Source organism: Microbacterium sp. cx-55 (assembly GCF_021117345.1).
GTDB lineage: Bacteria > Actinomycetota > Actinomycetes > Actinomycetales > Microbacteriaceae > Microbacterium.
On record NZ_CP088261.1, the window covers coordinates 531,843 to 555,943 of the forward strand.

The 24,101-nt window shown below is 70.8% G+C and carries 27 protein-coding genes; 12 read left to right on the forward strand and 15 right to left on the reverse strand.

Features of this window, described 5'->3' with window-relative positions:
• Nucleotides 1-67 precede the first annotated feature (67 nt).
• The gene (locus LQ938_RS02565; protein ID WP_223722495.1) at nt 68-1,090 is read right to left on the reverse strand and encodes a DNA-3-methyladenine glycosylase family protein; all 1,023 of its coding nucleotides are present in this window, start codon (nt 1,088-1,090) and stop codon (nt 68-70) included.
• Between the two features lie 142 nt (nt 1,091-1,232).
• Entirely contained in the window at nt 1,233-1,964 is a 732-nt protein-coding gene (locus tag LQ938_RS02570) for a winged helix-turn-helix domain-containing protein (protein ID WP_223722496.1), read from the reverse strand.
• 389 nt (nt 1,965-2,353) lie between these two features.
• Here LQ938_RS02570 and LQ938_RS02575 point away from each other — a divergent pair, with 389 nt between their 5' ends.
• The 3 genes from LQ938_RS02575 to LQ938_RS02585 all read left to right on the forward strand — a co-directional run bounded on the left by LQ938_RS02575 (nt 2,354) and on the right by LQ938_RS02585 (nt 3,317).
• Nucleotides 2,354-2,653, forward strand: coding sequence for a GNAT family N-acetyltransferase (locus LQ938_RS02575; protein ID WP_223722497.1), 300 nt, complete (start codon nt 2,354-2,356; stop codon nt 2,651-2,653).
• 131 nt (nt 2,654-2,784) lie between these two features.
• Nucleotides 2,785-2,967: a hypothetical protein gene (locus tag LQ938_RS02580; protein ID WP_223722498.1), complete on the forward strand. Its 183-nt coding sequence runs from the start codon at nt 2,785-2,787 to the stop codon at nt 2,965-2,967.
• Between the two features lie 2 nt (nt 2,968-2,969).
• Entirely contained in the window at nt 2,970-3,317 is a 348-nt protein-coding gene (locus tag LQ938_RS02585; protein WP_223722499.1) for a hypothetical protein, read from the forward strand.
• 23 nt (nt 3,318-3,340) lie between these two features.
• Here the strand turns inward: LQ938_RS02585 and LQ938_RS02590 are convergent, their stop codons facing one another.
• The gene (locus tag LQ938_RS02590) at nt 3,341-3,844 is read right to left on the reverse strand and encodes an 8-oxo-dGTP diphosphatase (protein ID WP_223722500.1); all 504 of its coding nucleotides are present in this window, start codon (nt 3,842-3,844) and stop codon (nt 3,341-3,343) included.
• A 96-nt stretch (nt 3,845-3,940) separates the two neighbouring features.
• Between LQ938_RS02590 and LQ938_RS02595 the strand changes: the two genes are divergently transcribed.
• Genes LQ938_RS02595 through LQ938_RS02610 form a run of 4 tightly spaced genes read left to right on the forward strand, consistent with a single transcriptional unit; the run spans nt 3,941 to nt 9,818 of the window.
• Nucleotides 3,941-5,110: an exonuclease SbcCD subunit D gene (locus tag LQ938_RS02595; RefSeq protein ID WP_223722501.1), complete on the forward strand. Its 1,170-nt coding sequence runs from the start codon at nt 3,941-3,943 to the stop codon at nt 5,108-5,110.
• Nucleotides 5,107-8,118, forward strand: coding sequence for an AAA family ATPase (locus LQ938_RS02600; RefSeq protein ID WP_223722502.1), 3,012 nt, complete (start codon nt 5,107-5,109; stop codon nt 8,116-8,118). The genes LQ938_RS02595 and LQ938_RS02600 overlap by 4 nt, the downstream gene beginning before the upstream one ends.
• Before the next feature lie 9 nt (nt 8,119-8,127).
• A complete protein-coding gene (locus LQ938_RS02605) occupies nt 8,128-8,310 on the forward strand; it encodes a hypothetical protein (protein ID WP_223722503.1) in 183 nt (60 codons plus the stop codon).
• Nucleotides 8,310-9,818, forward strand: a complete 1,509-nt coding sequence (locus tag LQ938_RS02610; protein WP_223722504.1) for an MFS transporter — start codon at nt 8,310-8,312, stop codon at nt 9,816-9,818. Before LQ938_RS02605 ends, LQ938_RS02610 begins: the two co-directional genes overlap by 1 nt.
• 223 nt (nt 9,819-10,041) lie before the next feature.
• Here LQ938_RS02610 and LQ938_RS02615 read toward each other — a convergent pair whose 3' ends face one another.
• Complete coding sequence (locus LQ938_RS02615) at nt 10,042-10,188, reverse strand: hypothetical protein (protein ID WP_223722505.1); 147 nt, start codon at nt 10,186-10,188, stop codon at nt 10,042-10,044.
• A gap of 126 nt (nt 10,189-10,314) precedes the next feature.
• Between LQ938_RS02615 and LQ938_RS02620 the strand changes: the two genes are divergently transcribed.
• Nucleotides 10,315-11,307, forward strand: coding sequence for an alpha/beta fold hydrolase (locus LQ938_RS02620; protein ID WP_223722506.1), 993 nt, complete (start codon nt 10,315-10,317; stop codon nt 11,305-11,307).
• Nucleotides 11,308-11,311: 4 nt separating this feature from the next.
• On the opposite strand, the gene LQ938_RS02625 is transcribed toward LQ938_RS02620, so the two are convergent.
• Complete coding sequence (locus tag LQ938_RS02625; protein ID WP_223722507.1) at nt 11,312-11,821, reverse strand: 2'-5' RNA ligase family protein; 510 nt, start codon at nt 11,819-11,821, stop codon at nt 11,312-11,314.
• 49 nt (nt 11,822-11,870) lie between these two features.
• Between LQ938_RS02625 and LQ938_RS02630 the strand changes: the two genes are divergently transcribed.
• Entirely contained in the window at nt 11,871-12,671 is an 801-nt protein-coding gene (locus LQ938_RS02630; protein ID WP_223722508.1) for an alpha/beta fold hydrolase, read from the forward strand.
• Nucleotides 12,672-12,820: 149 nt separating this feature from the next.
• A complete protein-coding gene (locus LQ938_RS02635) occupies nt 12,821-13,024 on the forward strand; it encodes a hypothetical protein (protein ID WP_223722509.1) in 204 nt (67 codons plus the stop codon).
• Nucleotides 13,025-13,216: 192 nt separating this feature from the next.
• On the opposite strand, the gene LQ938_RS02640 is transcribed toward LQ938_RS02635, so the two are convergent.
• Together LQ938_RS02640 and LQ938_RS02645 are read right to left on the reverse strand one after the other, a co-directional pair.
• The gene (locus LQ938_RS02640; RefSeq protein ID WP_223722510.1) at nt 13,217-13,582 is read right to left on the reverse strand and encodes a DUF7882 family protein; all 366 of its coding nucleotides are present in this window, start codon (nt 13,580-13,582) and stop codon (nt 13,217-13,219) included.
• 26 nt (nt 13,583-13,608) lie between these two features.
• Entirely contained in the window at nt 13,609-13,785 is a 177-nt protein-coding gene (locus LQ938_RS02645; RefSeq protein WP_223722511.1) for a hypothetical protein, read from the reverse strand.
• Between the two features lie 155 nt (nt 13,786-13,940).
• Between LQ938_RS02645 and LQ938_RS02650 the strand changes: the two genes are divergently transcribed.
• Entirely contained in the window at nt 13,941-14,378 is a 438-nt protein-coding gene (locus tag LQ938_RS02650; protein ID WP_223722512.1) for a MarR family winged helix-turn-helix transcriptional regulator, read from the forward strand.
• Nucleotides 14,379-14,403: 25 nt separating this feature from the next.
• On the opposite strand, the gene LQ938_RS02655 is transcribed toward LQ938_RS02650, so the two are convergent.
• The 6 genes from LQ938_RS02655 to LQ938_RS02680 form a co-directional block, all read right to left on the reverse strand.
• Nucleotides 14,404-14,757: a protein-L-isoaspartate carboxylmethyltransferase gene (locus LQ938_RS02655; RefSeq protein WP_223722513.1), complete on the reverse strand. Its 354-nt coding sequence runs from the start codon at nt 14,755-14,757 to the stop codon at nt 14,404-14,406.
• An 89-nt stretch (nt 14,758-14,846) separates the two neighbouring features.
• Complete coding sequence (locus tag LQ938_RS02660) at nt 14,847-16,265, reverse strand: NtaA/DmoA family FMN-dependent monooxygenase (protein ID WP_223722514.1); 1,419 nt, start codon at nt 16,263-16,265, stop codon at nt 14,847-14,849.
• The gene (locus LQ938_RS02665) at nt 16,262-18,031 is read right to left on the reverse strand and encodes a dipeptide ABC transporter ATP-binding protein (RefSeq protein ID WP_223722515.1); all 1,770 of its coding nucleotides are present in this window, start codon (nt 18,029-18,031) and stop codon (nt 16,262-16,264) included. The genes LQ938_RS02660 and LQ938_RS02665 overlap by 4 nt, the downstream gene beginning before the upstream one ends.
• Nucleotide 18,032: 1 nt before the next feature.
• On the reverse strand, nt 18,033-18,893 hold the full coding sequence (locus LQ938_RS02670; RefSeq protein WP_223722516.1) for an ABC transporter permease: 861 nt from the start codon (nt 18,891-18,893) through the stop codon (nt 18,033-18,035).
• Nucleotides 18,890-19,909, reverse strand: a complete 1,020-nt coding sequence (locus LQ938_RS02675) for an ABC transporter permease (RefSeq protein WP_223722517.1) — start codon at nt 19,907-19,909, stop codon at nt 18,890-18,892. The genes LQ938_RS02670 and LQ938_RS02675 overlap by 4 nt, the downstream gene beginning before the upstream one ends.
• Nucleotides 19,887-21,533: an ABC transporter substrate-binding protein gene (locus LQ938_RS02680; protein WP_223722518.1), complete on the reverse strand. Its 1,647-nt coding sequence runs from the start codon at nt 21,531-21,533 to the stop codon at nt 19,887-19,889. The genes LQ938_RS02675 and LQ938_RS02680 overlap by 23 nt, the downstream gene beginning before the upstream one ends.
• 367 nt (nt 21,534-21,900) lie before the next feature.
• On the opposite strand from LQ938_RS02680, the gene LQ938_RS02685 reads away from it, so the two are divergent.
• Complete coding sequence (locus LQ938_RS02685) at nt 21,901-22,863, forward strand: hypothetical protein (protein ID WP_223722519.1); 963 nt, start codon at nt 21,901-21,903, stop codon at nt 22,861-22,863.
• A gap of 253 nt (nt 22,864-23,116) precedes the next feature.
• Here LQ938_RS02685 and LQ938_RS02690 read toward each other — a convergent pair whose 3' ends face one another.
• A complete protein-coding gene (locus LQ938_RS02690) occupies nt 23,117-23,833 on the reverse strand; it encodes a peptidase M23 (protein WP_223722520.1) in 717 nt (238 codons plus the stop codon).
• 79 nt (nt 23,834-23,912) lie between these two features.
• Nucleotides 23,913-24,071, reverse strand: a complete 159-nt coding sequence (locus LQ938_RS15505) for a DUF2256 domain-containing protein (RefSeq protein ID WP_223722521.1) — start codon at nt 24,069-24,071, stop codon at nt 23,913-23,915.
• Nucleotides 24,072-24,101 lie beyond the last annotated feature (30 nt).

Here is a 24,101-nt window from a genome sequence, read left to right on the forward strand (position 1 = left end):
TTTCTCCTTCGAAACGGGTTCGGACACGGCCAGTGTGACCGCGGGGCCCGACGGCCACAAGAGGGGGTCAGCGCGCGCGGTGGTCCTCCGGATGCAGTCGAGGCCCTCGGCGCGGTTCCTGCACCCCGCTCGCGCCGATCAGCCGGATGACCCGCTGGCGGTGCCCGGCCCAGGGGGCGAGCAGCGCGAGCATGCCGTCGTCGTCGGTGCGGGTTCCGGTGAGGGCGTGACCGACCTGGTGCGCGAGGTGGTAATCGCCGACGCTGACCGCATCCGGATCCCCATAGGCGCGGATGCGGGTCTCGGCCGACGTCCACGGCCCGACTCCGCGGAGGGCGGTGAGAACCGATTCGCGCGCTTCGCCGCCCGCCGCGGCGTCGAGGGTGCGGACGAGGGAGGTTCCGCGCGCTGCGACCTGCACGACCGTCCGGGACTGGGCCGGCTCGAGGCCGGCACGATGCCACGACCACGACGGAATTCGCCGCCACTGGTCGATCGAGGGCGGTGCGAACATGGGGCGCGGCGTCGGGCCGGGCGCGCGCTCACCGAACCACGTCACGATCCGTCGCCAGGCGCCGAACGCCTGCATCCCGGTGACCTTCTGCTCGAAGATCGCGCTCGCGAGGGCGTCGAAGACCAGGTCGGTGCGTCCGAGCCGCAGCCCCGGGTGGCGGTGATGGCTCGACGCGATGAGCGGATGCCGATCGGCGTCGAAGCCGTCGGGATCGTCGTGGGCGCCGCAGAGCGCGGGCACTTGATCGAGCGCCCAGTCGGCGCCCGGTCCCCATGCCGCGGCGCGCACCGCGCCTCCCGCCGTGGCGCGCAGGGCGACCGTGGCGATCCCCGCCGGGGTGCGGCTCGCCCGCCAGATGACCGGCCCGTCGACGACGAGGCTCGGGTCGTTGCTCCCGTGCCGTTGGTGCACGACCGTGCGGTGCAGATCGAGCGCGTGCCGTGGCGTGTACGTCGTCTCGAGCCGGGCGTGCGGGGCGCGGGGCGCGTCTCGCTCCGCCGGTGCCGGTCGCTCGGCCTGCTCCGCTCGCTCCACCGGTGCCGCGCGCGGAGCGGTCGCGGTTCCGGTCGGGGTCATGGGCTCACCCTAAGCGTCCCCCGCCGACATCCGCCGTCCGCATCCGCCGTCTGCCCGGTCGATCCCGGACCGCGAGACAGCAGTCGAGCGGCGAGACAGCGGCTGTCGACCAACGTCTCGCCGCGAAAGTGCAGTCTCGCGGTCAGAAGCGGTCGGGGGAGGGAGTGCCGTGGCCGTAGCGGATGGCGACGTCGGCGTGCCGGTCGAAGCGGTAGCCGACACCGCGCACGGTGCGGACGATGTCTTCGAAGCGACCCAGCTTGGCGCGCAGACGCCGCACGTGCACGTCGATCGTGCGCTCGCCGGGGGCCTCGTCGTCACCGAGCTGCCAGAGCGAGGAGACCAGTTCGGTGCGCTCGATCGTGCGTCCCTCGCGGAGCACGAGGTACTGCAGCAGCTCGAACTCCTTGAACGTGAAGGCGGCGGACTCGCCGTCGATCAGCACGCGCTTGCGAGAGATGTCGACGACGACGCCGGCCTCGGCGCGCTCTTCGACCTCGATCTCGGGCTTCGTGCGGGCGACCGCGGACGGCTCGTGCAGGGCCAGACGCACGACGTCGACGTCACGGCCACCGGCGCCGGCCGGGGCGAGCGCGACGGTCGCGTAGGTCTCGGCGTCGGGGGCGAGCTCGTGCAGTGTGCGGCGGAGGGCCTCGACGATCCGGCCGAGCGAGACACCGGATGCGGCGGCCTTCGCCTCGTCGAACCCGACGTACAGGCCGAACCCGCGCGGTGCGGTGCCGGCGGGGATGCTGCGGTCAGCGGCGGGCGCCTCGGGGGCGGGGGCGGATGCGGCGACGGATGCGTCGTCCACGATGCGGAGGGCGGGACGCGTGGCGGGGGCGGTGTGGTCGATGAGGGCAGTGGTCGACATGGCAGAAGTCCTTGCGGAGAGTGAGCCGGCGCGCGGCGCCCGGCTCTTCGTGTTGTTGTTCTCGGCCCGTCGTGGGGCCGGGTGCGCGGCACTCGCTCAAATGAACGGCACCGGGGACTCGCTGCGAGGATTCAGCGGGCGAGTCCGACGGGGGTCACCGATTCAGCTGCACATTCGACAACACAGAACAATGCGACCGGCCATCATGGTGCCGGCAGTCCCGTTCGCCTCCCAGGCGGACAGAGAACGTGCATTGTCAGTCATGACCCCGATTATCACGGAGTCCGCTGTGCCCGTCAAACTGCGCCGCCCCGGCCCCGGCCGTGTGACGAATTATGACGGTGCCCGCGAACGGATCCGGGGCCTCCCCGGCGGCGTAGCCTGGGCGGGTGACCGATCTGCGATTCACGGACGAGAAGGATGCCTCGCGCTACACGCTGCACGATGGCAACGATCTGGTGAGCGTGCTCGATTACCGCGATGACGGCCGATCCGTGGCGATGACCCGGGCGTTCACCATCCCCACGTTCCGTGGTCACGGCTACGCGGGAGCGCTCGTCGAGCGGGCCGTCGCGTCGCTCGAACAGCAGGGCGACCGCGAGGTCATCCCGGTGTGCTGGTACGTCGCCGAGTGGTTCGACGCGCACCCGGAGCGCGCCGGAATCCTCCAGGCCCGCCGCTCCGCGTAAGCGGACTACCCTCCCGCGCCGCCCGCGCCTCCGTCGCGGTCGGCGGACCTACTCACCGCATCCGGCAGCGTCAATCCCCCGTCCCACGCACGCGCGGCCGAGGATGCTGGGGGCAACAAGAGGAGTACGCCATGGACGATCGTGATCTGCCCGAAGGTGTCATCAACGCGAACCCGCCCGGCGGATGGGAGAGCGGCGACGTCGCCGACGCGGAAACCGAAGCGCAGAACGCCGAGGCCATCGACTCACCCGAACTGATCGAGTCGGACGAGCCCGGACAGGCCGCCGACCCCGACCTCGCGACCGGAGAGTGACCATGGGCGACAACGAGAAGTACAGCGCCGACGCGCAGAACGAGCGGGAGGATGCAGCGGCCGCCACCGAGACGGATGCCGCACCGACCTTCACCGACCCGAACCAGTCCGACACCGAGGCCTCGTCGCCGCATCCAGGGGAGACGCAGGACGCGCCCCTGATGGATCAGCACGACGCGTCGATCGACGACAAGATCAACGGCATCGTCGCGCAGACGCGGATCGATGTGCCGGGCGCCGACCACGACCGCATCGTGGATGTGCTGCGGCAGCGGTTCTCGGATGCGGGCATCGGCGGCGTGGACGACGACCGGTTCGCCGCTCTCGCGAAGCGCGTCGCGGCGGGCTGACCGCTCCCGCACGGCCCCGGGCGTCAGTGTGCGATCGCCGCGCCGCCCGGGAGCCCGGGGGACTCGGCGACCACGGTCGCGAGATCATCGCCGAACGTGAAGGTGGCGCCTGCCTGCCCGCCGCGGAGAACTCCGGGGAGCCACCGGCGGGCGTCGTCCCACATCCGCTCGAACGGTACGTCGTCGACCGCGAACCATGCGGGCACGATCTCCTCGGTCTCGGCGGGAGTTCCGGCGAACTGCCGGCAGACGAACACGTGCGATCGCTGCGACCACGACGGTTCGGCGGGGAACAGGTAGTCGAAGACCCCGACCGGTTCGAGATCGGCCGTCGAGATCTCCAGCTCGGTCTCTTCGCGCACTTCGCGGACGGCGGCATCCGTGATGCTCTCGCCGGGTTCGACCTTGCCGCCGATGCCGACGACGCGGCCGAGTCCAAGACCGGTGCGCTTGTAGCCGAGCAGAACCTCGTCTACCCCGGCGCTGCGGCGCAGGAGATAGACGACGCAGACCGCGCGCAGTTCCATGAGTGAAACCCTATGCGTCGTATGTTTCGTGTTCGTGTTTCGCCCGCCCGGGCGCGGGATCACGGCGGTGTCGGAGGCTCGACATAGCGTGAAGGCATGCGCATCCTGCACACCTCCGATTGGCACATCGGGCGCACCTTCCACGGGTGGTCGACGCTCGAGGCGCTCCGCGGTGTGCTCGAGACGCTCGTCACGCAGGTGCGCGAGAACGACGTCGACGTCGTGATCGTGGCGGGCGACGTGTTCGACTCCGCGACTCCCGCCGCCGAGTGCTACACGCTCCTCAGCGACACCCTGCGCGGTCTCGCTGATACCGGTGCGCGGGTCGTCGTCACGAGCGGCAACCACGATTCCGCCGCACGCCTCGGCTTTCAGGCCGGGCTCCTCCGTGAGGGCATCCACGTGGTCACCGACCCGCTGTCGGTGGGCTCGCCCATCACGATTCCGGATGCCGACGGACCCGTGCATCTCTACGGCATCCCCTACCTCGAGCCCGCCCGCGTGCGTCACCTGTGGGACGGCGTCGAGCTGCGCACCCAGGCGCAGACCCTCGCGCACGCGATGGATCTCGTGCGGGCCGACCTCGCCGTCCGCGGCGGGCGCTCCGTCGCGATCGCGCACTGCTTCGCGGCCGGCATCGAGGCCACCCCGGGCGTCGAGCGCGAGATCCGCCAGGGCAACCTCGACGTCGTGCCGCTGAACGTCTTCGACGGGCCAGACTACGTCGCGCTCGGGCACATCCACGGGCGCCAGCGGCTGTCGGAACGCGTGCGGTACGCCGGGGCGCCGCTGCACTACAGCTTCGGAGAGAAGGGACGCCTGCGCGGGTCGTGGCTCGTCGATCTCGATGTGTCGGGGCTCGCCGACGTCACCTGGCTCGACCTGCCTGTGCCTCGCCGCCTCGAGGTACTGCGGGCGCCGCTCGCCGAGTTGATCGAGAGCGACCTCTACGCGGGCGCCGCGGATGCGTGGGTGTGTGTGGAGTACACCGACACCCTGCCGCAGCGCGATGTCATGCGCCGGCTGCAGGAGCGGTTCCCGTTCTGCGCGACCGTGAGCCACACGCCGGCCGTTGCGCCTGCCGATGATGGACGCACGTACGTCGACCGGGTGCGGGCCGCCCGCAGCGACCGCGAGCTGATCGACGCGTTCCTCGTGCACGTTCGCGAAGGCGAGGCGGCGAGCGAGCGCGAGGCCGAACTCATCGGCGACCTGATCGCCGACGACCGTCCGATCGCGGCCGTGCTCGCCGAGGCGCAGAGGTGAAACTGCACCGTCTGGAGCTCACCGGGTTCGGCCCGTTCCGCGACACCCAGACGGTGGACTTCGATCGATTCGATGCCGACGGCATCTTCCTCATCTCGGGACGCACCGGCGCCGGTAAGTCCAGCGTGCTCGACGGCGTGTGCTTCGCGCTGTACGGCAACGTTCCCCGCTACGACGGGCCTGACCGCCGGCTCCGCAGCGACCACTGCCGACCCGACGACCCGACCGAGGTGCGGCTCGAATTCACGGTCGGTGGCTCCCGCTGGCGGGTGATCCGGGCGCCGGAGTACTCGCGCCCGAAGCTCCGCGGCGATGGAGAGACCCGCGAATCCGCGCGCGCCGAGCTGTTCGAGCTCACGGACGGTGGGTGGGTGGGTCGGGCGGGCAAGCCGCGCGACGTGGCCGAAGTGCTCGACGGGGTCCTCGGGCTGAACCTGCAGCAGTTCCAGCAGGTCATCCTGCTCGCGCAGAACAAGTTCTCCCGGTTCCTGCTCGCCAAGAACGACGAACGCCAGGCGCTCCTTCGCACCCTGTTCGGCACGCGGCGCTACGAGGACTACGCGCGGGCGCTCGATGAGCTGCGGAAGACGGCGCAGCAGCTGGTCCGAGACCGGGGCGTGGGCGCCGCGAGCCTGCTCACCGAAGCCGAGCGGCTGATCGCCGAGCAGCATCTCGAGGGCGCCGAACCGGCTCCTGCCGAGGATGATCTCGGCGCGCGGCGGCAGGCGGCGGTCACGGCCGTGCAGCGCGCCGAGTACCGCGTCGAGGTCCGCGCACAGGAGCGGACCGCCGCCGAGGCTGCAGCTGTCGTTGCGGCGGCCGAGCACGCCCGGGTCAGCGCGCTGCGTGCAGCGCAGACCGCACGGGATGCGGCGGCGACGCAACTCGCCGCGCTCGAGGCGGAAGCGGCCGACATCGACGCCGATCGAACGCGAATCGAACGCGCCGTCGCCGCCGAGACGCTGCGCGCGTCGCTCGACGCCGTCGCGCAGACGGCGGCGACGCAGACCGCCGCGTCGGATGCGGTGCGCGTCGCGGCCGATCGCTGGGAGGCGGGCGGCGACGACCCCGACGTCGACCTCGTTGCGCTGGATGCGCTCGATGACCAGCTGACGGGTGGCCTCGCCCGGTGGCAGGCGGCCGAGAGCGCCGAGCGCGACCTGGTGAGCGCGGAGGCGACGCACACGGCGCTCGTCGATCGCGCGGCGACCCAGGAGGCGGCGCTCGCGGCCCTGCGCGGCAGTCGCGCGACGGTGCCTGCCGAGCTGGCGTCGCTCGACGATGAGCTGGCGACCGCTCGCGCCGCGGCGGGTGCGGCCGAGGCCCTTCGCGCCGCGCTCGCGGCTCTCGCGCAGCGGCTCGAGGCGGCGCGATCCGCCGAGACGCTCCTCCCCGAGGTGGCGGCGGCGGATGCGGCCTATGCGGCGGCGCTGGATGCGTCCGCCGCGGCGGGGAGCGCCCTCACCGCACTCCTGCAGCGACGCCTCGCCGGCCACGCCGGCGAGCTCGCAGCGGCGCTGGTCGACGGCGAGCCCTGCGCCGTGTGCGGTGCGACCGCGCATCCGCATCCGGCGGCGCCGACCGACGAACCCGTCACCGACGACATGATCGCGGCGGCCGAGCGTGCCCGCGAGGAAGCGGTGGCGGCGGAGCGCCGTGCGGGAGACGAGGCGCGCGAGCATCGCAGTGCGCACGCCGCGCTCGCCGCGCGCGCCGGCGGGGAGCCCGTCGCCGACCTCGCCGCACAACTCGCGGAGGCCGAGGCTCAGGTCGCGGCCGCGACGGCCGCCGAGACCCAGCGGGACGCGCTGCAGGCGCGCCGCGCAGCGCTCGTGGAGCGCGAGGCCCAGGCGGCCCGCGATGTCGAGTCGCTCGCGGCCGAACTCGCCGTCGTCCGCGAAGACGCCGCCCGCGCGGCGACCACGGCCGACGCCCTGCGCGGCGCGGTCGAGACCGCGCGCGGCGCGTTCGCGTCGGTCGCCGAGCGCGTGCAACAGGCGACCGCGCGGCGGGAGCGCGCCCGCGCGCTGCGTGCCGCGATCCGCGCGCAGGCGACGGCGGATGCCGCGGCGGCGGCAGCCGCATCCGACCTCGCCGACCGCCTCGCCGCCTCGCCGTTCCCGGATGCGGAGGCCGCGACCGCAGCCCTCCTCCCGGCCCCCACGGTGCAGCGGCTGCGGGACCGGGTCGCGGAACACGACCAGCAGCTCGCGGTCGTGCGGGCGCGCCTGCTCGAGCTGCAACTGGAGCTGGCGGGCATCCCCGACGAGCGCGTCGACCTTGCCCCGGCGGAGGCGGCGCTCGCGGCGGCCGATGCCGCGCGGGCCGAGTCCATCACGGCGCTGAGCGTCGCCCGCACGACCGCCGAGCGCCTCCGCGATCTGGTGCAGCGCACCGACACCGCGTACGCCGAGATCGCCCTCCTCGACGAAGATGCCGCCGTCGTCGCCAGGCTCGCCGACACCCTGCAGGGGCGCGCGCCCAATACCAGGCGCATGACGCTCGAAACGTTCGTGCTCGCCGCCGAGCTCGAAGACATCGTGGGCGCCGCGAACCTGCGACTGGCCGACATGTCGTCGGGCCGGTACTCGCTGCTGCACACCGATTCGCTCGCCGCGCGCGGCGCTGCATCCGGGCTCGGCATCGAGGTCATGGACGCCCACACCGGGCAGTCCCGCCCACCGCAATCGCTGTCTGGCGGTGAGACCTTCCTCGCCTCGCTCTCGCTGGCGTTGGGCCTCGCGGAGGTCGTTACGAACCGGGCCGGCGGGTTGCGTCTCGACACGCTCTTCATCGACGAGGGCTTCGGTTCGCTCGATGCCGAGACGCTCGAGTTCGCGATGCGCGCGCTCGACGAGCTGCGCGCGGGAGGGCGAACGGTCGGAGTCATCAGCCACGTGGAGGCGATGAAGGAACAGCTTCCCGCGCAGTTGCTCGTGGAGGCGACACCGCAGGGACCCAGCGTGATTCGGATTCCCTCTGGCCGCGCCGTCACAGGTCGGTCGTAGGCTGGACCGGTGACAAAGAACAGCCTCTGGACTCTCCTCGGCGTGGTCGCAGCCATCGTGATCGGCTGGATCCTCGTCAACATCCTCTTCTCGGTGGTCGCGTTCCTCGTGAAGCTCGTGCTCGTCGCGATCGTCGCCCTCGTGGTGTTCTTCGTCCTGCGGTCGGTCTTCGCCCGGCGCGATCAGCCCTGATGCCCGGCGCCGCGAGCTCGCCGAACACCGGCGCGAACCCGATCACGACCGACATTCCGCTGTCGCCCGCCACTCGTTGGCGGGCGTTCTGGGTGTGTGTGGCGGTCGCGGGCCTGACGATCCTCGACCTGTCGAAGGTCAATGTGGCGCTGCCCTCGATCGAGACCGCGTTCGGTGCGGGCTCGACCGAACTGCAGCTGATCGTCTCCGGCTACGTGCTCACCTTCGGCCTGTTCCTCGTGCCGATGGGACGCATCGGCGACCAGCGATCGCGTCGCGCGCTGTTCCTCATCGGGCTCTCGGTCTTCACCCTCGCGAGCGTTGCCTGCGCGGTCGCCCCGAACACGGGCGTGCTGCTCGCGGCCCGGCTCGTGCAGGGCATGGCGGCCGGCACGCAGATGCCGCAGGTGCTGGGGCTCATCCAGCAGCTGTTCCAAGGCAAGGAACGTGGGCGGGCGTTCGGGCTCTTCGGCGCGACGATCGGTGTCGCGACGGCCTTCGGTCCGACGCTCGGCGGCCTGCTGATCGCCGTCGGCGGCGAGACCGACGGATGGCGCCTCATCTTCTGGATGAACCTGCCCCTGGGGCTTGCCGCGATCGCGGCGGCCGTCTGGCTGCTCCCGACGACACGCACCCGATCGTCGCGCCCCCTCGCGCTCGACCCGATCGGTCTCGTGCTGTTCGGACTCACGATCGTGGCGCTGATGGCGCCATTCCTCTTCACGACGGGGTCGCCGAGCGATGATCCGCGCCGCTGGTGGCTGCTGGTTGCCTTCGTGCTCGTCGGGGCGGGTTTCATCGCGTGGGAGCGCCGGTACGCCGAGCGCGGTAAACAGCCCCTGATCCCCCTCGGTCTCTTCAAGATCGCGTCGTACCGCAACGGCACGATTCTCCAGGCCGCGTACTTCACAGCCGCCCCATCGATGTTCCTGCTTACGACGCTCTATCTGCAGAGCGGGCTGCACATCGAACCCGTATTCGCGGGCATGGTCACGATCGGCTTCGCGCTCGCGAGCGCGGTCTCGTCGTGGGTGGGCGGCAACCTGGTCGGCACCTACGGGCGCCCGGTCGTCGTCTGGGGGCTCGCGCTGGTGCTCGTCTGCGTCGCTGGTCTCGTCGCGACGGCGCTGTACGTGCCGGATGCGGCGACGCCCTACGTGATGGCGGGTGTCATGATCATCGGCGGTATCGGTGGCGGTCTCGTGATCTCGCCGAACCAGACCCTCACCCTCGCCGACATCCCGGTGCGTCAGGGGGGCCTGGCGGGTTCGGTCGGGCAACTCGGCCAGCGCATCGGCACCGCCGTCGGAACGGCGATCGCCCTCGCGCTGTTCTACGCCACGGTGTACCGCGAGCAAGACGTCGCGGTCGACGCGGTCGTCTTCCACGACGCGTACGGGTTCGGCATGGTGTCGGTCGGGATCGCGGTGGCGATCGCGTTCGTCATCTCGGTCGTCGACCTCTCGGTGCGCCGGCGTTCGCAGAAGCTAGCCGACGCGTCGTCCTGACCGCGTCGCCGCGGGCTATGGCGAAATGCACAGGCAAAGCTGTGCAGAGCGGCTCATCGGAGGCGCTCGGATGACGCATACTGGTAACGCACGTTCCCCGCGAAGGCTCGTGTGACATAGGTCCCGACCATCCGCACGATGGTCGGGACCTTCTTATGTCGCCGCATGAGCCACCCGCGAGCTCGAAACCAGTTCACCGCATCCGTGACGGATCCGGTATCGGTTATTTGGGGGACACGGAGCCGCCGGGTGCATCGTCGACCGACACCTCGACGTCGGGGCCTTCGAGCGAGGCCGCGTCGGTCGCGCCGAGGTTCTCGGCGATCTCGTCGCTGCCGTCACGGTTCTGCGGGTTCTCGGATCCGGACATGGGGTTCTCCTCCTGTGGGCGAACGAATGGTGCCTCGACCGTAGAACGCGGCGGGCCGGGCGCGCGGGGGTGGACACCGCCCGCGCGCGGCGCGTACCGTGCTCCGGTGTTTGCGAGGATGGGGGGATGCCGGCCCGCGCGCACCGTCGCAATGCCCCCGATGTCACCGTCGACGTCACCCGAGTGCGCCGCGGCGCGGTCTACGCGCGGGTGTCGACAATCGCCGCCGAGGGCGAGCGGGCCTTCGTCCTGGTCGCCGGCATCGGCGTCGCCGCGACGTACTTCGAGCGGCTCGCCCCGCACCTGAACGAGTTCGGGGCCGTGCACGCCCTCGACCTGCCGGGTTTCGGGGGCGTTCCGCATCCGGGTCGCGCCATGACGATCGGGCAGTACGCCGACCTGGTCGAGGCGGTGATCGACGATCTGCAGCTCCATGATCCGATCCTGATCGGGCACTCGATGGGCACGCAGCTCGTGGCTGAGGTCGCCGCGCGTCGCGCCGACCTGCAGACCGTCGTCCTCATCGGTCCGGTCGTCGACCCGCACGCCCGACGACTCCCGGTTCTCGCCTGGCGGTTCCTGCGGGCCACCTGGCACGAACCGTTCAAGGTCAAGCTGCTCGCGTTGAGCGCCTACCTGACGTGCGGGTTCCGTTGGTTCTTCCGCATCCTGCCCGTGATGATGCGGTTTCCGATCGAGGACCGGTTCGCGAAGATCCGTGCACGGACGCTCGTCATCCGTGGTGAGCACGACGCGGTCGTTCCGCGCGAGTGGGCGCAGCGGGTCGCCGAGAGCATCCCGTTCGCCTCGACGTGGGAGATCGGCGGCGCCGGGCACTCGGTCATGCACGGCCACGCGGACGGGGTCGCGAAGCTGTGCCTGGAGTTCGCGCGGATGCCGCGCGACACCGACGACCTGTTGAACCGCATGTCGGATGCCGAGGCCGAGGTGCGCGAGCCGCTCGCGGCCACTCCGGGAGCCGCATTCCGTGCGCTCGTCGGCCGGCTGCGCGAGGCGGTCGGCGTCTGGCGGCGGGACGATCGCCTGATCGCCCGAGGGAAAACCGAGCACGCGCGGGCGATGGCCGAGGACCGCCCCCGATCCACGGTGGGGGACTGAGGCGTCAGCCGAGCACGGTGACGCGGGCGGATGCGGAATCCCACCGACGGAGCGACACCAGCGCGCCCTCGATCTCGGGGCCGAGCAGGTCGAGCGCCTGCGGGAGCGTCTCGAGCCGGAGTCGCCGCGCGAGCGTGATGTGCGGCGTCCACGCGCCGGGAGCGGTGTGCGGCGCGTCCGCCTCGGTGTCACCCGCCGCCGTGTGCACACCGCGATGGACCGCGAGCAGATCGCCGGTCGGCACCACGTGGCGCGCGAGCACGCGACGGTCGCCCGCGCCGAAGAGCAGGGCGGCCCCCAGCCGCACCGGGATCGGCAAGCGCGCGACGACCCCGGAGACATCGAGGGCCGCGAGCGTCGGCCGGGCCAGCAGGGTCAGGTGCGGGCGATTGCTTGGCGACGTGTGCGCGGCGAGGCTCGAGAGTCCGGCATCCGCGAGACGCTGCCAGTCGGCGCGCACGGCGGCCTCGCTCTCGGGGTCCAGGAGCAGCTCCAGGCTGACGACATCGCTCACCGTGTCAGCGTAATTCGCTCCGATGCGGCGCCGGGAGGAGAATCGTGCCGTGACCACTGCGCTGCCCGATCTGACGTCGATGCCCGAACCCCAGTACGTCATGGCCGGTGACGGCCAGCGGATCGCGACCTATTCGTGGGGCGAGGACACCGGCCTCACCGTGCTGCTCGTGCACGGCTTCGCCTCGAGCACCCGCGACAACTGGGTGAACACGGGGTGGGTGCGCGATCTGCAGCGCGCCGGGTACCGCGTGCTCGCGCTCGACCAGCGTGGCCACGGCCGCAGCGACAAGCCGCACGATCCTCTGCAGTACGGGCTGCGCACGATGGCCGATGATGTCGAGGCCGTGCTCGACACGTACCTCGTCGACACCGCGTTCTACGTCGGCTACTCGCTCGGTGCCCGCGTCGGGTGGGAGGTCGCGCAGGACTTCCGCGGCCGGGTCGAGCGCGTCGTGCTCGGGGGAGTGCCGGATGGTGTGCCCCTCAGTCGTCTCGATCTCGACCAGGCGCGGGCTTTCGTCGAGGACGGCACACCGGTCACCGACAAGGTCACGCAGAACTACGTGCAGTTGATCGAGCGCGTCGGCGGCAACGATCTCCGGGCGCTCCTCGCGATCGCGGAGGGGATGCGGGCGTCGGGCGTCGCCGATCCGTCGCCGGACCGGGCGCCGACCCAGCCGGTGCTGTTCGCGACGGGCTCGCTCGACGGCATCCTGGAGGGCTCGAAGTCCCTCGCTGCCGCGTGCGAGAACGGACGATTCCTGGAGATTCCCGGGCGGCACCACTTCAACGCGCCGGGCTCCCGCGAGTTCCGCACCGCGGCGCTCGCGTTCCTCGCCGAAGCCTGACACCCCACGGTGCAGGGCCGAGGATGGCGCCGCGTCGCCCGCACGATTTCTCACGTACGCGGACACGTAACCTCGGCGAAAAGCCGGCGGGATAGCCTGCGGGTGACCGTGCCTCCGCGGTCGTCTTCCGCTTTGGAGAGGCTACGGCCATGACCCACTCGCGTTCCGACCAACGCAGCATCCGCGCGGCAGAGAAAGAGCGAGCGAAGGTGCATGCCCGCCATTCCCGATCGCGTGATGCGCGCATCCGGCGCCAGGTGTCTCAGCGCCGGCACTGGAGCGTGTACGTCGGCGTGACGATGCTCGCGCTCGGGGTCGTGGCGCTCGTGGTGGCGGCGATCATCACGCGCTGAGACCGCTGTCTCCCTCGAACGAGACATCCCCTCTCGCGACACCGCGAGAGGGGATGTGAGCGAAGAGGTCGAGACCTCGCCTAGCTCGGGGTGCTGCCTGTTCGGGCCTTCGCGGGGAGCGAACCGACAACGCTTATTCGTACCACACTGAACGGTTCACGTCCGCTCATTTCGGGCACGGTGGATAACTGATCAGGCGACGCGCGAGAGCGCGGGCTGCGGGCGACGGCTGCGGGTCGACATCTGCGCGGGCAGTTCGCCGGCCGCGTCGAGGTCGACGGTGAGTCCGGCGGTCGAGTTCGCCTGTTCGGCGAGCCCCCGGAGCACGGCTGGGTCGAGGCGAACGGGCTCGGCGGATTCGAACTGGAACCGGAGGGGGATGGAGGGCTGCAGCCACAGTGTCTCGCGGCCGGCCTTGCCTCCGACGGTGCGTCGGAGCGTCAGCGTGAACGATTCGCTGCGGCGCAGCTTGGTCGATGCCACGACCTGGAGGTGTGCCAGCAGCGTGTCGTCGATCTCGACGGCGGTGTCGGTGTTGGCGTAGAAGAGCTGACCCATGGTGACGACTCCAGTGTGAGAGGGGGTTAGAGGAACGTGATCGACAGGGTGGCGGCGCACGCGGCGAGGGCTGCGGCGCCGCTGACGACGGCCGTGAGTGCCATCGTGGATGCGGTGATCTGCGGGGCGCGACGCGGCGCGGCAACGAAGGTCGCGCGGCGAGGGGCGCTCGGGCGGCCGGTCGTCGTGTGGAGAAGCGTCATGTCGAGTCCCTTGATCGGATCCGGTGTGCCCGGCGAGATTTACCTTAGCAAACTATCTAACAAACTTAGGTAAAATTCCGAGAGAGTCTGACTTATCCCTAAGTTCGTTAGGTAATCTCACGACTTATCGTCGGTTCTCGTGTCACGATGGACGGATGGTGAGTTCCACGACGCGCGAGTCTTCCCTGGCCCGCGCTCTGGCCCGGTACATCGACGCTCGAACCGACGCGCTGCGGGAAGCACGCAAGACGCTCGGCATCAACGAGATGGACGCGCGGGCGCTGCTGTTCATCGCCGAGAACCCGGGTCTGAAATCCGGCGAGCTGCGCGACCACTTGAACATCACGTCGGCCGGTGTGACGACCCTGATCGACCGGTTGGCCGAACGGGATGCGGTGCGCCGCGAGCCGGATGCATCCGATCGGCGGGTGAGCCGCATCCACCTCACGATCGACCTCCGGGCCGACCCGTGGAACATCCTGACCCGGTTCGACGACGACCTGACGGCGGCGGCCCTCAGCAAAGGCGCCGAGGTCACGGATCCGTTCGCGGAGCTTCTCGAGGAACTGACGGCGTCCGCATCCGGGCGTTGACCCGGTCGCTTGGCGCCGGGCCGTGTCAGTGCGCGGCGGCGAGGAACTCCTCCGACTTCGCCTGAAGGAAGAAGCACAGCGCCGCGACGGTAGCGAGTTCGCCCGATAGCTTCTGCAGGCCGGCCGCGTCCAGCACGACGACGTCCTCGCGCGGTTCGAGCGTGACGATCCACTGCACCGATCCGGGAGCGGCGGGCTCGAGATAGGTCACGGTGCTCGCGTTCGCCAGCTGCACGCGGACGAGTCCGACCTCACCGTCGTCGTCGACATCCTGGCTCAGCACCTTGAGCGCCCGAACCTCCGGGTGCCCCTGGGTGATGAACTCCGTCAACCACGACTGCAACGTCTCCATGCTCCGCAACGGCATCGCGTCCCCCATCCCCAGATCGTCGGCATCACCGCCGATACCTGATTATCACCCACGCGGGATGCCGAATCCGACGCGCGGGGGTGGGAAGTCGGAACGAGTCAGACCGCGGCCGGAAGAAGACCCTGCGCGCGGAGGTCGTCGGCCTCTGCCCAGGTCGTCGCTCCGTGCGCGAATGCCCCGCGGTACCGGGCCGCGGGGTGGCGCTCGTTGAGCAGCGGCGACCCGAACAGCTTCTGGCGGAGCGGTCCCGGCGCGTACTCGCTCTGGGCGAGTCCGCGCTCGCGCAGCACCGGCAGCACCTTCTCGGCGAACTCTTCGAACGAACCCGGCAGCACCCAGTTGACGACGTTCACCCCGTCGATGCCGGCGGCCTGCCATTCGACGAGCCGGTCGGCGATCTGGTCGGGCGTGCCGACCACGCGTGAGCTTCGCCTACTGATCAGCGCGACATCCTCGACGAGCGGCTCTCGGTCGGTGACAGCCTGCGACGTCCACGACAAGAACCCGCGTGCCGTGTTCGTGTCGATGTCTTTCAACGGCGTCTTCGGGTCGTACACGCGACCGGTCTTATCGACCAGAGCCGAGTGCGCGAGGTAGCCCTCGGTGCTCGCGTACCGCTCGTACTCCTCAGCCTTCTCGTGCGCCTCGATCTCGGTGTCGCCGATGATGAAGCTCAGACCCTGGAAGAACGTTATGTCGTCGGGCTCGCGCCCGTACTCGACGGCTAGGGCGCGGGTCTCGTCGATCTGGCGCTTCGCGATCGCGGGCGAGGGCGCGATGATGAACGTCGCCTCGGCGTTCGCTGCGGCGAATCGGCGCCCCGACGCCGACGACCCGGCCTGGAACAGCAGGGGTGTGCGCTGCGGGGAAGGGGAGGGGAGGTGCGGACCCTCGACGCGGTAGCGCGGGCCCTCGTGGTAGATCTTGTGGATCTTGCTCGCGTCGGCGTAGATGCCGCGCTCCTTGTCTTTCAGGAGCGCTCCGTCGTCCCACGAGCCCTCCCACAGCTTGTAGACCACGTCGACGTACTCCTGCGCCCACCGGTAGCGCTCGCTGTGGTCTGTCAACTGCGGCAGCCCGAAGTTGCGCGCTCCGTTGTCTTGCGTGCCGGTGACGATGTTCCACGCGATCCGGCCGCGCGAGATGTGATCGAGGGTCGACACCTGCCGGGCGAAGTTGAACGGGTGGTTCTGCGCGACGTTCGAAGTGAGCGCGAGCCCGAGATCGGTGGTCGAGACGGCGAGGGCGCCGAGCAGCACGGTCGGATCGTGGCTCGGAATCTGCAGGCCGTGCCGCGCGTAGACCTCGAAGTCCGCATCCGCGTCGCCGTAGAGCCCCGTCACGTCGGCGAAGAACATCGCGTCGAACTTGGCGTCCTCGAGCAGCCGGGCGAGGTCGATCCAGAGATCGACGTCCTGGAAGTCGACCTGCCGGGCGTCGGGTCGGCGCCAGTGGCCGTGCTGGATGTGGGAGTTCGTGTGCATCACGAAGGCGTTGAAACGCAGCGGGCGGGTCATGAGTTCGCTCTCTTCTGATCGAGGGGCTTCTGATCGACGGGCTTCTGATCAAGGGTGGGCAGCGCTCCGACGAGCTCCTGCGTGTACGGATGCGCGGGCGCCACGAAGATCTGCTCGGACGTGCCGCTCTCCACGACCACGCCGTTCTTCATGACCAGCACGCGGTCGCTCATATGGTGGATGACGCCGAGGTCGTGCGAGATGAAGAGGTAGCTCAGGCCGTAGTCGTTCTGCAGATCCACGAGCAGGTCGAGGATCTGCGCCTGCACCGACACGTCGAGCGCGGACACGGCCTCGTCGAGCACGACGATCTCGGGGGAGGGGGCGAGCGCGCGGGCGATCGCGATGCGTTGACGCTGGCCCCCCGAGAGTCGCAGCGGGAACCGTCGCAGCGTCTCGGGCGGGAGGGCGACCTGTGCGAGCAGGTCCCGGGCGCGCTGCACGCGGGCGCCCCGCCCGAGGCCGGCGTCGGCGGGGATCGCATCGAGCAGGATGCGTTCGACGTTCCACCGGGGATCGAACGAGCTGAGCGGATCTTGCGAGACGACCGAGATGCGACGGCGGAGGACCCGCCGTCGTGATTCGGGCACGGCCGTCCACGGCTGGCCGAGCAACCGCACCTCGCCCGCATCCGCGGCCTCGAGCGCGAGCGCGATGCGCGCCGTCGTGCTCTTGCCCGACCCCGACTCGCCGACGATGCCGAGGGTTTCGCCCCGGTGCAGGGTGAAGCTGACGTCGTCGACCGCGACGGTGGGCGTGCCGTCGGGCGCCGCGAACCGTTTGACGAGTCCGCGCGCCTCGAGCACGGGCTCGGCCCTGTCCGTCGTGGCGGTGCCGGAGAGCGTGTCGGCGCGCGCGAGATGGAGGCTCGGCGGCGCGGCGATCTGCGGCGCGAGGCGCTCGCCGCGGGTGTGTCCGCCCGGCACTGCGTCGATGAGGCTCCGCGTGTACGGATGCTGCGGATGCCGCAGCAGTACGTCGGCCGGCCCCTGCTCGACGACCTCGCCGCCGCGCATCACGAGGATCTCGTCGGCGAGGTGCGCGACCACGGAGAGGTCGTGGCTGATGAGAACGAGCGACGCGCCACGCGCCTTCATATCGTCGAGCAGGGCGAGCACCTGCGCCTGCACCGTGACATCGAGCGCGGTCGTGGGTTCGTCGGCGATCACGACGTCAGGGTCGAGGGCGATCGCGGAGGCGATCAGCGCACGCTGGCGGAGTCCCCCCGAGAGTTCGCCGGGCCGCTGCCGTGCGCGACGCTCGGGGGCGGGCACGTCGACGCTCGCGAGCAGTTCGACGGCCTTCGCCCGCCGGGCGGCGCGGTCGCCCCAGCCGTGCAGGCGCAGCGACTCCTCGATCTCGCCCCCGACCGGCCGGAGCGGGTCGAGCGAGACGAGGGCGTCCTGCTGGATGAACCCGATGCGCCGGCCCCGGATGCGGCGCCAGCCCCGCTCCGACTGCGCGGTCAGGTCGGCGACGTGTTCGTGGCCCTGATCTGGGGCCGCGCCGAGCAGGACGCGTCCGCTCTGCACGCTGCCCGCGCCGGTGAGGCCGACGAGCGTGCGCGCGGTGACGCTCTTGCCGGAACCGGATTCGCCGACGATGGCGACGCAGCGGCCCGCGTGCAGGTCGAAGGACACCCCGCGGACCACCGACCGCGTCTCGCCGTCGCGGGTGAACCCGACCTCGAGGTTGTCGACGCGCAGGCGCCGTGCCGGGTCGACCGGTGCGGCCGGGGCCGCGGGCTTCGTATCGAGCAGTGTCATGTCACTCTCCCGTTTCGAGGCGGTTCTGGATGAAGCGGCCGACCGTCGTCGCGGTGAGGGCGAGCACGAGGATCACGAGCCCCGGGATGACGGTGAGCCACGGCGCCTGCAGCAGGTAGGCGCGGCCGGCGTCGAGGAGGGCGCCCCATTCAGAGGACGGCGGGGCGACCCCGAGGCCGAGGAAGGCGAGGCCGGAGGCCCACACGATCGACTGGCCGATCGACATCGTGAAGATGGCGATGAGGGGGCGCATGGCGTTCGGCAGGATGTGCTGCCGGGTGATGCGCCACCGGCCGTGGCCGAGCGCCCGGGCGGCTTCGACGTAGCCGGCGTTCCGCTCCGACAGGATCTGACCGCGCACCATCCGGGCGTAACCGGGTGCGGTGCTGACGCCGACGGCGAGGATGGCGGTGCCGGCCGAGGGGCCGAGGATCGCGACGAGCAGCAGCGAGAACAGCAGCGTCGGGAACGCGAACACGACCTCGAGCACGCGGTTCACGATCGCGGCGGTGACCCGGTCGCCGAGGGCGGCGAGCGTGCCGAGCACGAGCGCGATGACCATCGCGAGCCCGGCGGCGCCGACGCCGATCGCGAGCGACTCACGCGACCCGAAGACGACCCGGCTGTAGAGGTCGCGGCCGCCCTCGTCGGTGCCGAACCAGAACTGCAGCGACGGGGGCTGCAGAGCGTGCGCGAAGTCCTGCGCGGTCGGGGAGTGCGTGGCGAGCAGCGCCGGAGCGACGGCCGCCACGACGAAGAACACCAGTACGAGCACGGAGGCGGTCGCCCCGAGATCGATCCGGATGCGGCGACGCGGTGCGCGGGCCGCCGCATCCGTCCGGGGGGAATCGAAGGTCGTCATGACGTCGTGATCCTCGGGTCGATGATGGTGTAAAGGATGTCGACGAGCACGTTCGCGAGCACGTAGACGAGAGCCACGAGCACGACGATCCCGGTGACGACGGGCAGATCCTGCGAGCTGACCGCGGTGACGAGGGTGTCGCCGATTCCGGGCCGGGAGAAGATCGACTCGACGATCACGGCGCCCGAGATGGTCGCGCCGATCGCCCAGCCGGTGAGCGTGATCGCGGGGATCGAGGCGTGCCGGAGCACGTGCCGGAGCCGGATTTCGAGGTCGCCCATGCCCCGCATCCGGGCGCTCAGCACGAACGGCTGCTGCAGGACCCGTTCGAACTCGGCCCGGGTCGCCTGGCCCATGAAGCCGGCGAGCGGGATGGCGAGGGTCAGCGCGGGAAGCAGGAGCCCCTCGATGCCCGAACCGCCCATGACGGGGAACCAGCGCAGCTGCAGGGCGAACACGAGCAGCAGCAGAATGCCGAGCCAGTACGGCGGGAGGCCGGCCGCGAGCGTGTCGACGCCCGAGCCGAATGCGCGGATGCGGGGGCTCCGAACCGCGGTGAGGGTGACCCAGAACACCATGATCAGCCACGCGAGGGCGATGCCACTGAGACTCAGGGCGAGCGTCGCGCCGAGCTGCTCGGAGATGATGTTCCACACCGGACGGAACTGCTGATACGACGTGCCGAGGTCGCCGCGGAGCAGCCCGCCGAGGTAGCCGAGGTACTGCGTGAGCACGGACTGGTCGAGTCCGTACTGCGCGATGATCGGGGCGAGCTCGTCGGGCGTGCGTTGCTGCGCCTGGCCGGTGCGGATGTTCAGGATGGCGGTCGCCCGGTCGCCGGGGAGGGCGAGCTGGGCGAGGAACGCCGCGGTCGCGGCGCCCCACAGCACGATGATCGCGCTGCCGACGCTGCCGACCAGGGGGCGGACGCGGCGGCCGAGACGTGAGCGGGAGCTCGAGGCCCGCGCGGGTGCGCGGACCTCGAGCGCGGGCTCACTCGACGAAGTGAGCGTCATAGAACGTCGGTCCTCCCTGTGCGTGCTCCTGCCAGACGCCCTGGAGGTCGGGGCTGACGGCGAGCGTGCTGAGCCGGTCGTAGAGGCCGACCGAGGTGGCATGGTCGGCGATGTAGTTCTGCGCTTGGGCGTAGAGATCGTTTTGCGTTGCCGGGTCGGCCTCCGAGTTCGCGGCGAGGATGAGTCGCTCGAGTTCGGGGTCGCTGTAGAACGCGGAGTTCGAGTAGTTCGGATCATCGTCCGTGCTCGGGCGCCAGTTGATGTAGAGGATGCCGGCGTTGATGGCCGTCCAGTACCCGACCGACAGGTCGTACGAGTCGGGGGTGCTGTAGTCGCCGCCCCAGAGGTCGGCCTGGCTGAGCGGGCGCAGTTCGACCTTGAAGCCCACGGCCTTCGCCTGCTCCTGCACGGCCTGCAGGATCGAGGCGCCGTCGGTGTTGATGATGGAGCCGGCGCCGTAGGGGAGCAGGACGTCGAGCACCTCGCCGTCCTTCACGCGGTAGCCGTCGGCGTTGGTCTCGCTCCAGCCCGCCGCATCCAGCAGCTCGTCTGCCTTCTCCGGGTCGTACGTGTAGAGGTCGGCGGCTTCCTGGCTGTAGGCCGGGGTCGTCTGGCTGACGGCGCCGTTGCCCTCGTAAGGGATCACGCCCTGCCCGATCGTGTCGACGATCTGCTTTCGGTCGAGCGCGTAGACGAAGGCCTTCCGCACGTTCTCGTCGACGAACGGGCCCTCGGCGGTGTTGAACGAGATCTGCTGCGGGCGGCCCGCCGTCACATATTTCTCGAGGGTGTACCCGGCGGTGTCGAGCGTCTCCCAAGAGGTCGCCGGTACGTCGTAGATGAGGTTCGCCTGGCCGGACTGGAGTGCCGCGACGCGCGTCGTCGGGTCGGCGACGAAGCGCCAGTCGACGGTGTCGACGTACGCCGGTCCGGTGTGCTCGGCGTTCGCGGGCCACGACGTGTAGTCGTCGTTGCGCGCGAGGATGACGTTCTGACCGCGGTTCCATTCCTCGACCGTGAACGCGCCGGAACCGATGGGCGCGGCGCAGTTCTCCTCGTCGGTGCGGGTTTCGAGCGCGTGCTGCGACTGGATGCCGAAGTAGCCCTGCGTGAGGTTCTGGATGAAGTTCGTGTACGGGCGCGACAGGTGGATGGCGACCGTCGTGTCGTCGACGGCCTCCGCGGACTCGTAGTAGCCGCCGAGCCAGACGCGGGCCGTGCTGTTGCCCCCGCCCACCCAGTAGTCGAAGTTGTACGCGACGGCCTCGGCGTTCACGGGGGTGCCGTCGGTGAACGAGACGCCCTTCTTCAGAGCGATCGTGTAGGTGAGTCCGTCGTCGGAGACCTCCCACGATTCGCCGAGCCACGGCACCGCGTTCCCGTCGGCGTCGAGCGAGAACAGGCTGTCGAGTACCTGGTACGAGATGTACGCCTGCTCGATCCAGCCGCCGAAGATGCAGGAGGGCTCCTGTTGGTGGGCGTAGACGATCGTGCCGCCCTTGACGAGTTGGGCGTCGGCGGCGGGCCGGGCGGCGGCGGAGCCGCTGCACGCGGTCAGCGCGAGAGCGGCGACGGATGCGGCGGCAGCCAGGGGGACGAGACGGCGAAGGGTGCGGTGGGCCATGGCCCCGAGCGTCGCACCGGGCGGTGCGGCGCCCCCACCGGGTGTGACGCATCCGGACTTCCGTCGTCATACGGGTTCATGTGCCGCGGCGCCGCGTCGCAGGGGCCTACGCGCCCGCAGCGGGGGGAACGCCGCGGGCTGCCATGCTCCCCCAGGACGTCATGCCAGCCCGCGGCTCCGTGCTGGCCGCCGCGTTCGCGCACGTCCCCCGACGGTGGGCGCGCGGCAGCATCTCGCACCCGCCGAACGTATCCCCTCGCCCCGCGCGGCGGCGGGCGTTTCGACGATTCCCGGACAATCTCGGACACCCCGGTCGCTAGGCTGCGATCGCGGGAACGACCGCGAGCACGAGACACATGGGGCGGATGTGGACGACGGCACGAGCGAGACCTTCGACGACATCGCGGGCGATCTGCAGGCGCTGCGCGCCGATGCCGGTCACGTGTCGTACGCCGAGATTGCTCGACGCGTCGCCGAGCGACGGCAGGCGGCCGGGATGCCTGCGTCGGCGGCCCGACTGGCGCGCAGCACCGTCTACGACGTCTTCCGCCCCGGTCGGGCGCGCATCAGCGCGACCCTCGTCGGCGAGATCGCCGCCGTGCTCGGCGAAGGCGACGCCGCGGTGGACCGCTGGGTCGCGCGGTGCCGCGCGGCGCGGGCCCGTGCCGAACGGCCGGCGACCACGACCGCAGACACCAGCGACGTCGCCGTGACGGGAGCCGGCACGGACACGCGCCGGTCGCTCACCCGGGGGAGGTTCGTGGTTGCGGTGCTGGCCGCATCCGTGCTCGTGAACCTCATCGCGATCACGATCGAACCGAGCCTCCACCTGCCGCTGTATCTCGACATGATCGGCACGTCGGTCGCCGCGATCGCGCTCGGGCCGTGGTTCGGCGTGCTGGTCGCGGTGATCACGAATCTCAGCGGTGCGGCAGTGGGCAACCCGGATGCGGCGCCCTTCGTGTTGGTGAACATCGCGGGCGCGCTCGTCTGGGGCTACGGCGCACGCCTCGGGCTCGCGCGCACCGTGCCGCGGTTCTTCGCGCTCAATCTGCTCGTCGCGGTAACGTGCACGCTCGTGGCGGTGCCCCTGCTGATGCTGATGTTCGAGGGCGGCGCCGGGCATTCCGCCGACACCCTGATGCACCGGATCCTGGGTCTGAGCGGTGCCATGGTCTGGTCGGTGTTCGTGTCGAACCTCATGGTGTCCGTGCCCGACAAGCTCATCGCGGGGTTCGTGGCGCTCGCGGTGGTCGACGGGGTGCAGCGGCGGTGGCGGGTCTCGATCCCCGTCGAGGTGCCGACGTCGGCGAGCTCCCCGCCCCGCTGATCACGCTGCGGAGCGGAGCGCGGACGCACGGGGAAGGGCCGGCGGGCTGCCATCCCCCCACGACATGGCAGCCCACGCTTCGCGTCCGGCCGTCGCCGCTACGCGATCCCCACGGCGATGTTCTCCACGAGGTCGCGTTCTTGTTCCCCCGCAAGACGCGCTGACCATCGGTGAAGCGCATCGCCGCATGTCATTCGGAGCGGCGGCGGATTCGGATGGAGAAGTTGTCAACAAGAGCCGAGAACGTCCGCGCTCACCCCGCGGGGCAGAGCGGGATGCCGTCGAGCTTGTCGTTTGCGAGCGGCGTTCCGCCGAGCGCGGCGACGACGCGGACGGCGCGGTCCCAGTAGCGCGCGTAGTGGTTGGCGTCGGCGTTGATCTGCGTATTGTGCGCGACGATCGTCGGATCGAGGGCGGCGCGGTCGGGAACGCGGGCCGCCATCGCCCGGTAGAAGAGGGTCGCCGCCGTGTACGCGTCGAGGCGTTGCTCGCGGGTTCCCCAGTTGTCCTGCTGCTGGAAGAGCCCGATCGAGGTCGTGCGCGAGCCGTCGGGGTTGGTGACCCCGCTCGTCTCCCAGTCGCCGTAGTCGATGTTGCGCAGCGACGACTCGCCCATTGCGGTCATGATCGCGATGGTCTGGTCGCGGTCGTCGAATCCGAGGTCGCGCCCCGCGCGCAGGATGGTGCACGCGTTGCCGAGCTGCTCGACGCCGTACCCGGCGATGTTCGGGGGAACGGGCGCCGGGGGGAGCGCCGCATCCGGGTCGAAGGCCGGCACCGTCACGCCGTCGACGGCGTCGTCGAGGGCGGCCGCGAGTGCGGTGAATGCGAAGCCGCCGCCCCAGACGAGGCCGCCGCCGATCAGGACGGGAATCAGGATGCCGACGGCGATGAGCCACGCCCGCCGGGTGCGCCGGCGTCGCGCGGGGGGCCGGCGGGTCTGGCGCCGCGCGGGAGGACGGGCGTGCATCCGTTCCCCTCCGGTCGGTGTGCGGGCGGCGTCGATCCAGCGTAGGGCGGACGGCTGGGCGATCTCCCCGAAGTGCCCCTCAGTCCGCGTGACCGCGTCGGTCGCGGGCCGCCGCGGCGCGGCACGACGCCGAGCAGTACTTGACCTCGTCCCACTGATCCCGGCCGCTCCACCGTTTCCTGTCGGTGAACGGGCGTCCGCAGTGTGCGCACGGCTTGCTGCGTTTCGGGCTGGTCATGACGGCTCACCGTATCGTGGCTCGGCGAGA

What these genes read in the sequence shown, in the direction of transcription:
- LQ938_RS02565 (WP_223722495.1), bottom strand. Translation starts at nt 1,090, where the DNA reads ATGACCCCGACCGGAACCGCGACCGCTCCGCGCGCGGCACCGGTGGAG.
- LQ938_RS02570 (WP_223722496.1), bottom strand. Translation starts at nt 1,964, where the DNA reads ATGTCGACCACTGCCCTCATCGACCACACCGCCCCCGCCACGCGTCCC.
- LQ938_RS02580 (WP_223722498.1), top strand. Translation starts at nt 2,785, where the DNA reads ATGGACGATCGTGATCTGCCCGAAGGTGTCATCAACGCGAACCCGCCC.
- LQ938_RS02585 (WP_223722499.1), top strand. Translation starts at nt 2,970, where the DNA reads ATGGGCGACAACGAGAAGTACAGCGCCGACGCGCAGAACGAGCGGGAG.
- LQ938_RS02590 (WP_223722500.1), bottom strand. Translation starts at nt 3,844, where the DNA reads ATGGAACTGCGCGCGGTCTGCGTCGTCTATCTCCTGCGCCGCAGCGCC.
- LQ938_RS02595 (WP_223722501.1), top strand. Translation starts at nt 3,941, where the DNA reads ATGCGCATCCTGCACACCTCCGATTGGCACATCGGGCGCACCTTCCAC.
- LQ938_RS02610 (WP_223722504.1), top strand. Translation starts at nt 8,310, where the DNA reads ATGCCCGGCGCCGCGAGCTCGCCGAACACCGGCGCGAACCCGATCACG.
- LQ938_RS02615 (WP_223722505.1), bottom strand. Translation starts at nt 10,188, where the DNA reads ATGTCCGGATCCGAGAACCCGCAGAACCGTGACGGCAGCGACGAGATC.
- LQ938_RS02620 (WP_223722506.1), top strand. Translation starts at nt 10,315, where the DNA reads ATGCCGGCCCGCGCGCACCGTCGCAATGCCCCCGATGTCACCGTCGAC.
- LQ938_RS02635 (WP_223722509.1), top strand. Translation starts at nt 12,821, where the DNA reads ATGACCCACTCGCGTTCCGACCAACGCAGCATCCGCGCGGCAGAGAAA.
- LQ938_RS02640 (WP_223722510.1), bottom strand. Translation starts at nt 13,582, where the DNA reads ATGGGTCAGCTCTTCTACGCCAACACCGACACCGCCGTCGAGATCGAC.
- LQ938_RS02645 (WP_223722511.1), bottom strand. Translation starts at nt 13,785, where the DNA reads ATGACGCTTCTCCACACGACGACCGGCCGCCCGAGCGCCCCTCGCCGC.
- LQ938_RS02650 (WP_223722512.1), top strand. Translation starts at nt 13,941, where the DNA reads ATGGTGAGTTCCACGACGCGCGAGTCTTCCCTGGCCCGCGCTCTGGCC.
- LQ938_RS02655 (WP_223722513.1), bottom strand. Translation starts at nt 14,757, where the DNA reads ATGGGGGACGCGATGCCGTTGCGGAGCATGGAGACGTTGCAGTCGTGG.
- LQ938_RS02660 (WP_223722514.1), bottom strand. Translation starts at nt 16,265, where the DNA reads ATGACCCGCCCGCTGCGTTTCAACGCCTTCGTGATGCACACGAACTCC.
- LQ938_RS02665 (WP_223722515.1), bottom strand. Translation starts at nt 18,031, where the DNA reads ATGACACTGCTCGATACGAAGCCCGCGGCCCCGGCCGCACCGGTCGAC.
- LQ938_RS02670 (WP_223722516.1), bottom strand. Translation starts at nt 18,893, where the DNA reads ATGACGACCTTCGATTCCCCCCGGACGGATGCGGCGGCCCGCGCACCG.
- LQ938_RS02675 (WP_223722517.1), bottom strand. Translation starts at nt 19,909, where the DNA reads ATGACGCTCACTTCGTCGAGTGAGCCCGCGCTCGAGGTCCGCGCACCC.
- LQ938_RS02680 (WP_223722518.1), bottom strand. Translation starts at nt 21,533, where the DNA reads ATGGCCCACCGCACCCTTCGCCGTCTCGTCCCCCTGGCTGCCGCCGCA.
- LQ938_RS02690 (WP_223722520.1), bottom strand. Translation starts at nt 23,833, where the DNA reads ATGCACGCCCGTCCTCCCGCGCGGCGCCAGACCCGCCGGCCCCCCGCG.
- LQ938_RS15505 (WP_223722521.1), bottom strand. Translation starts at nt 24,071, where the DNA reads ATGACCAGCCCGAAACGCAGCAAGCCGTGCGCACACTGCGGACGCCCG.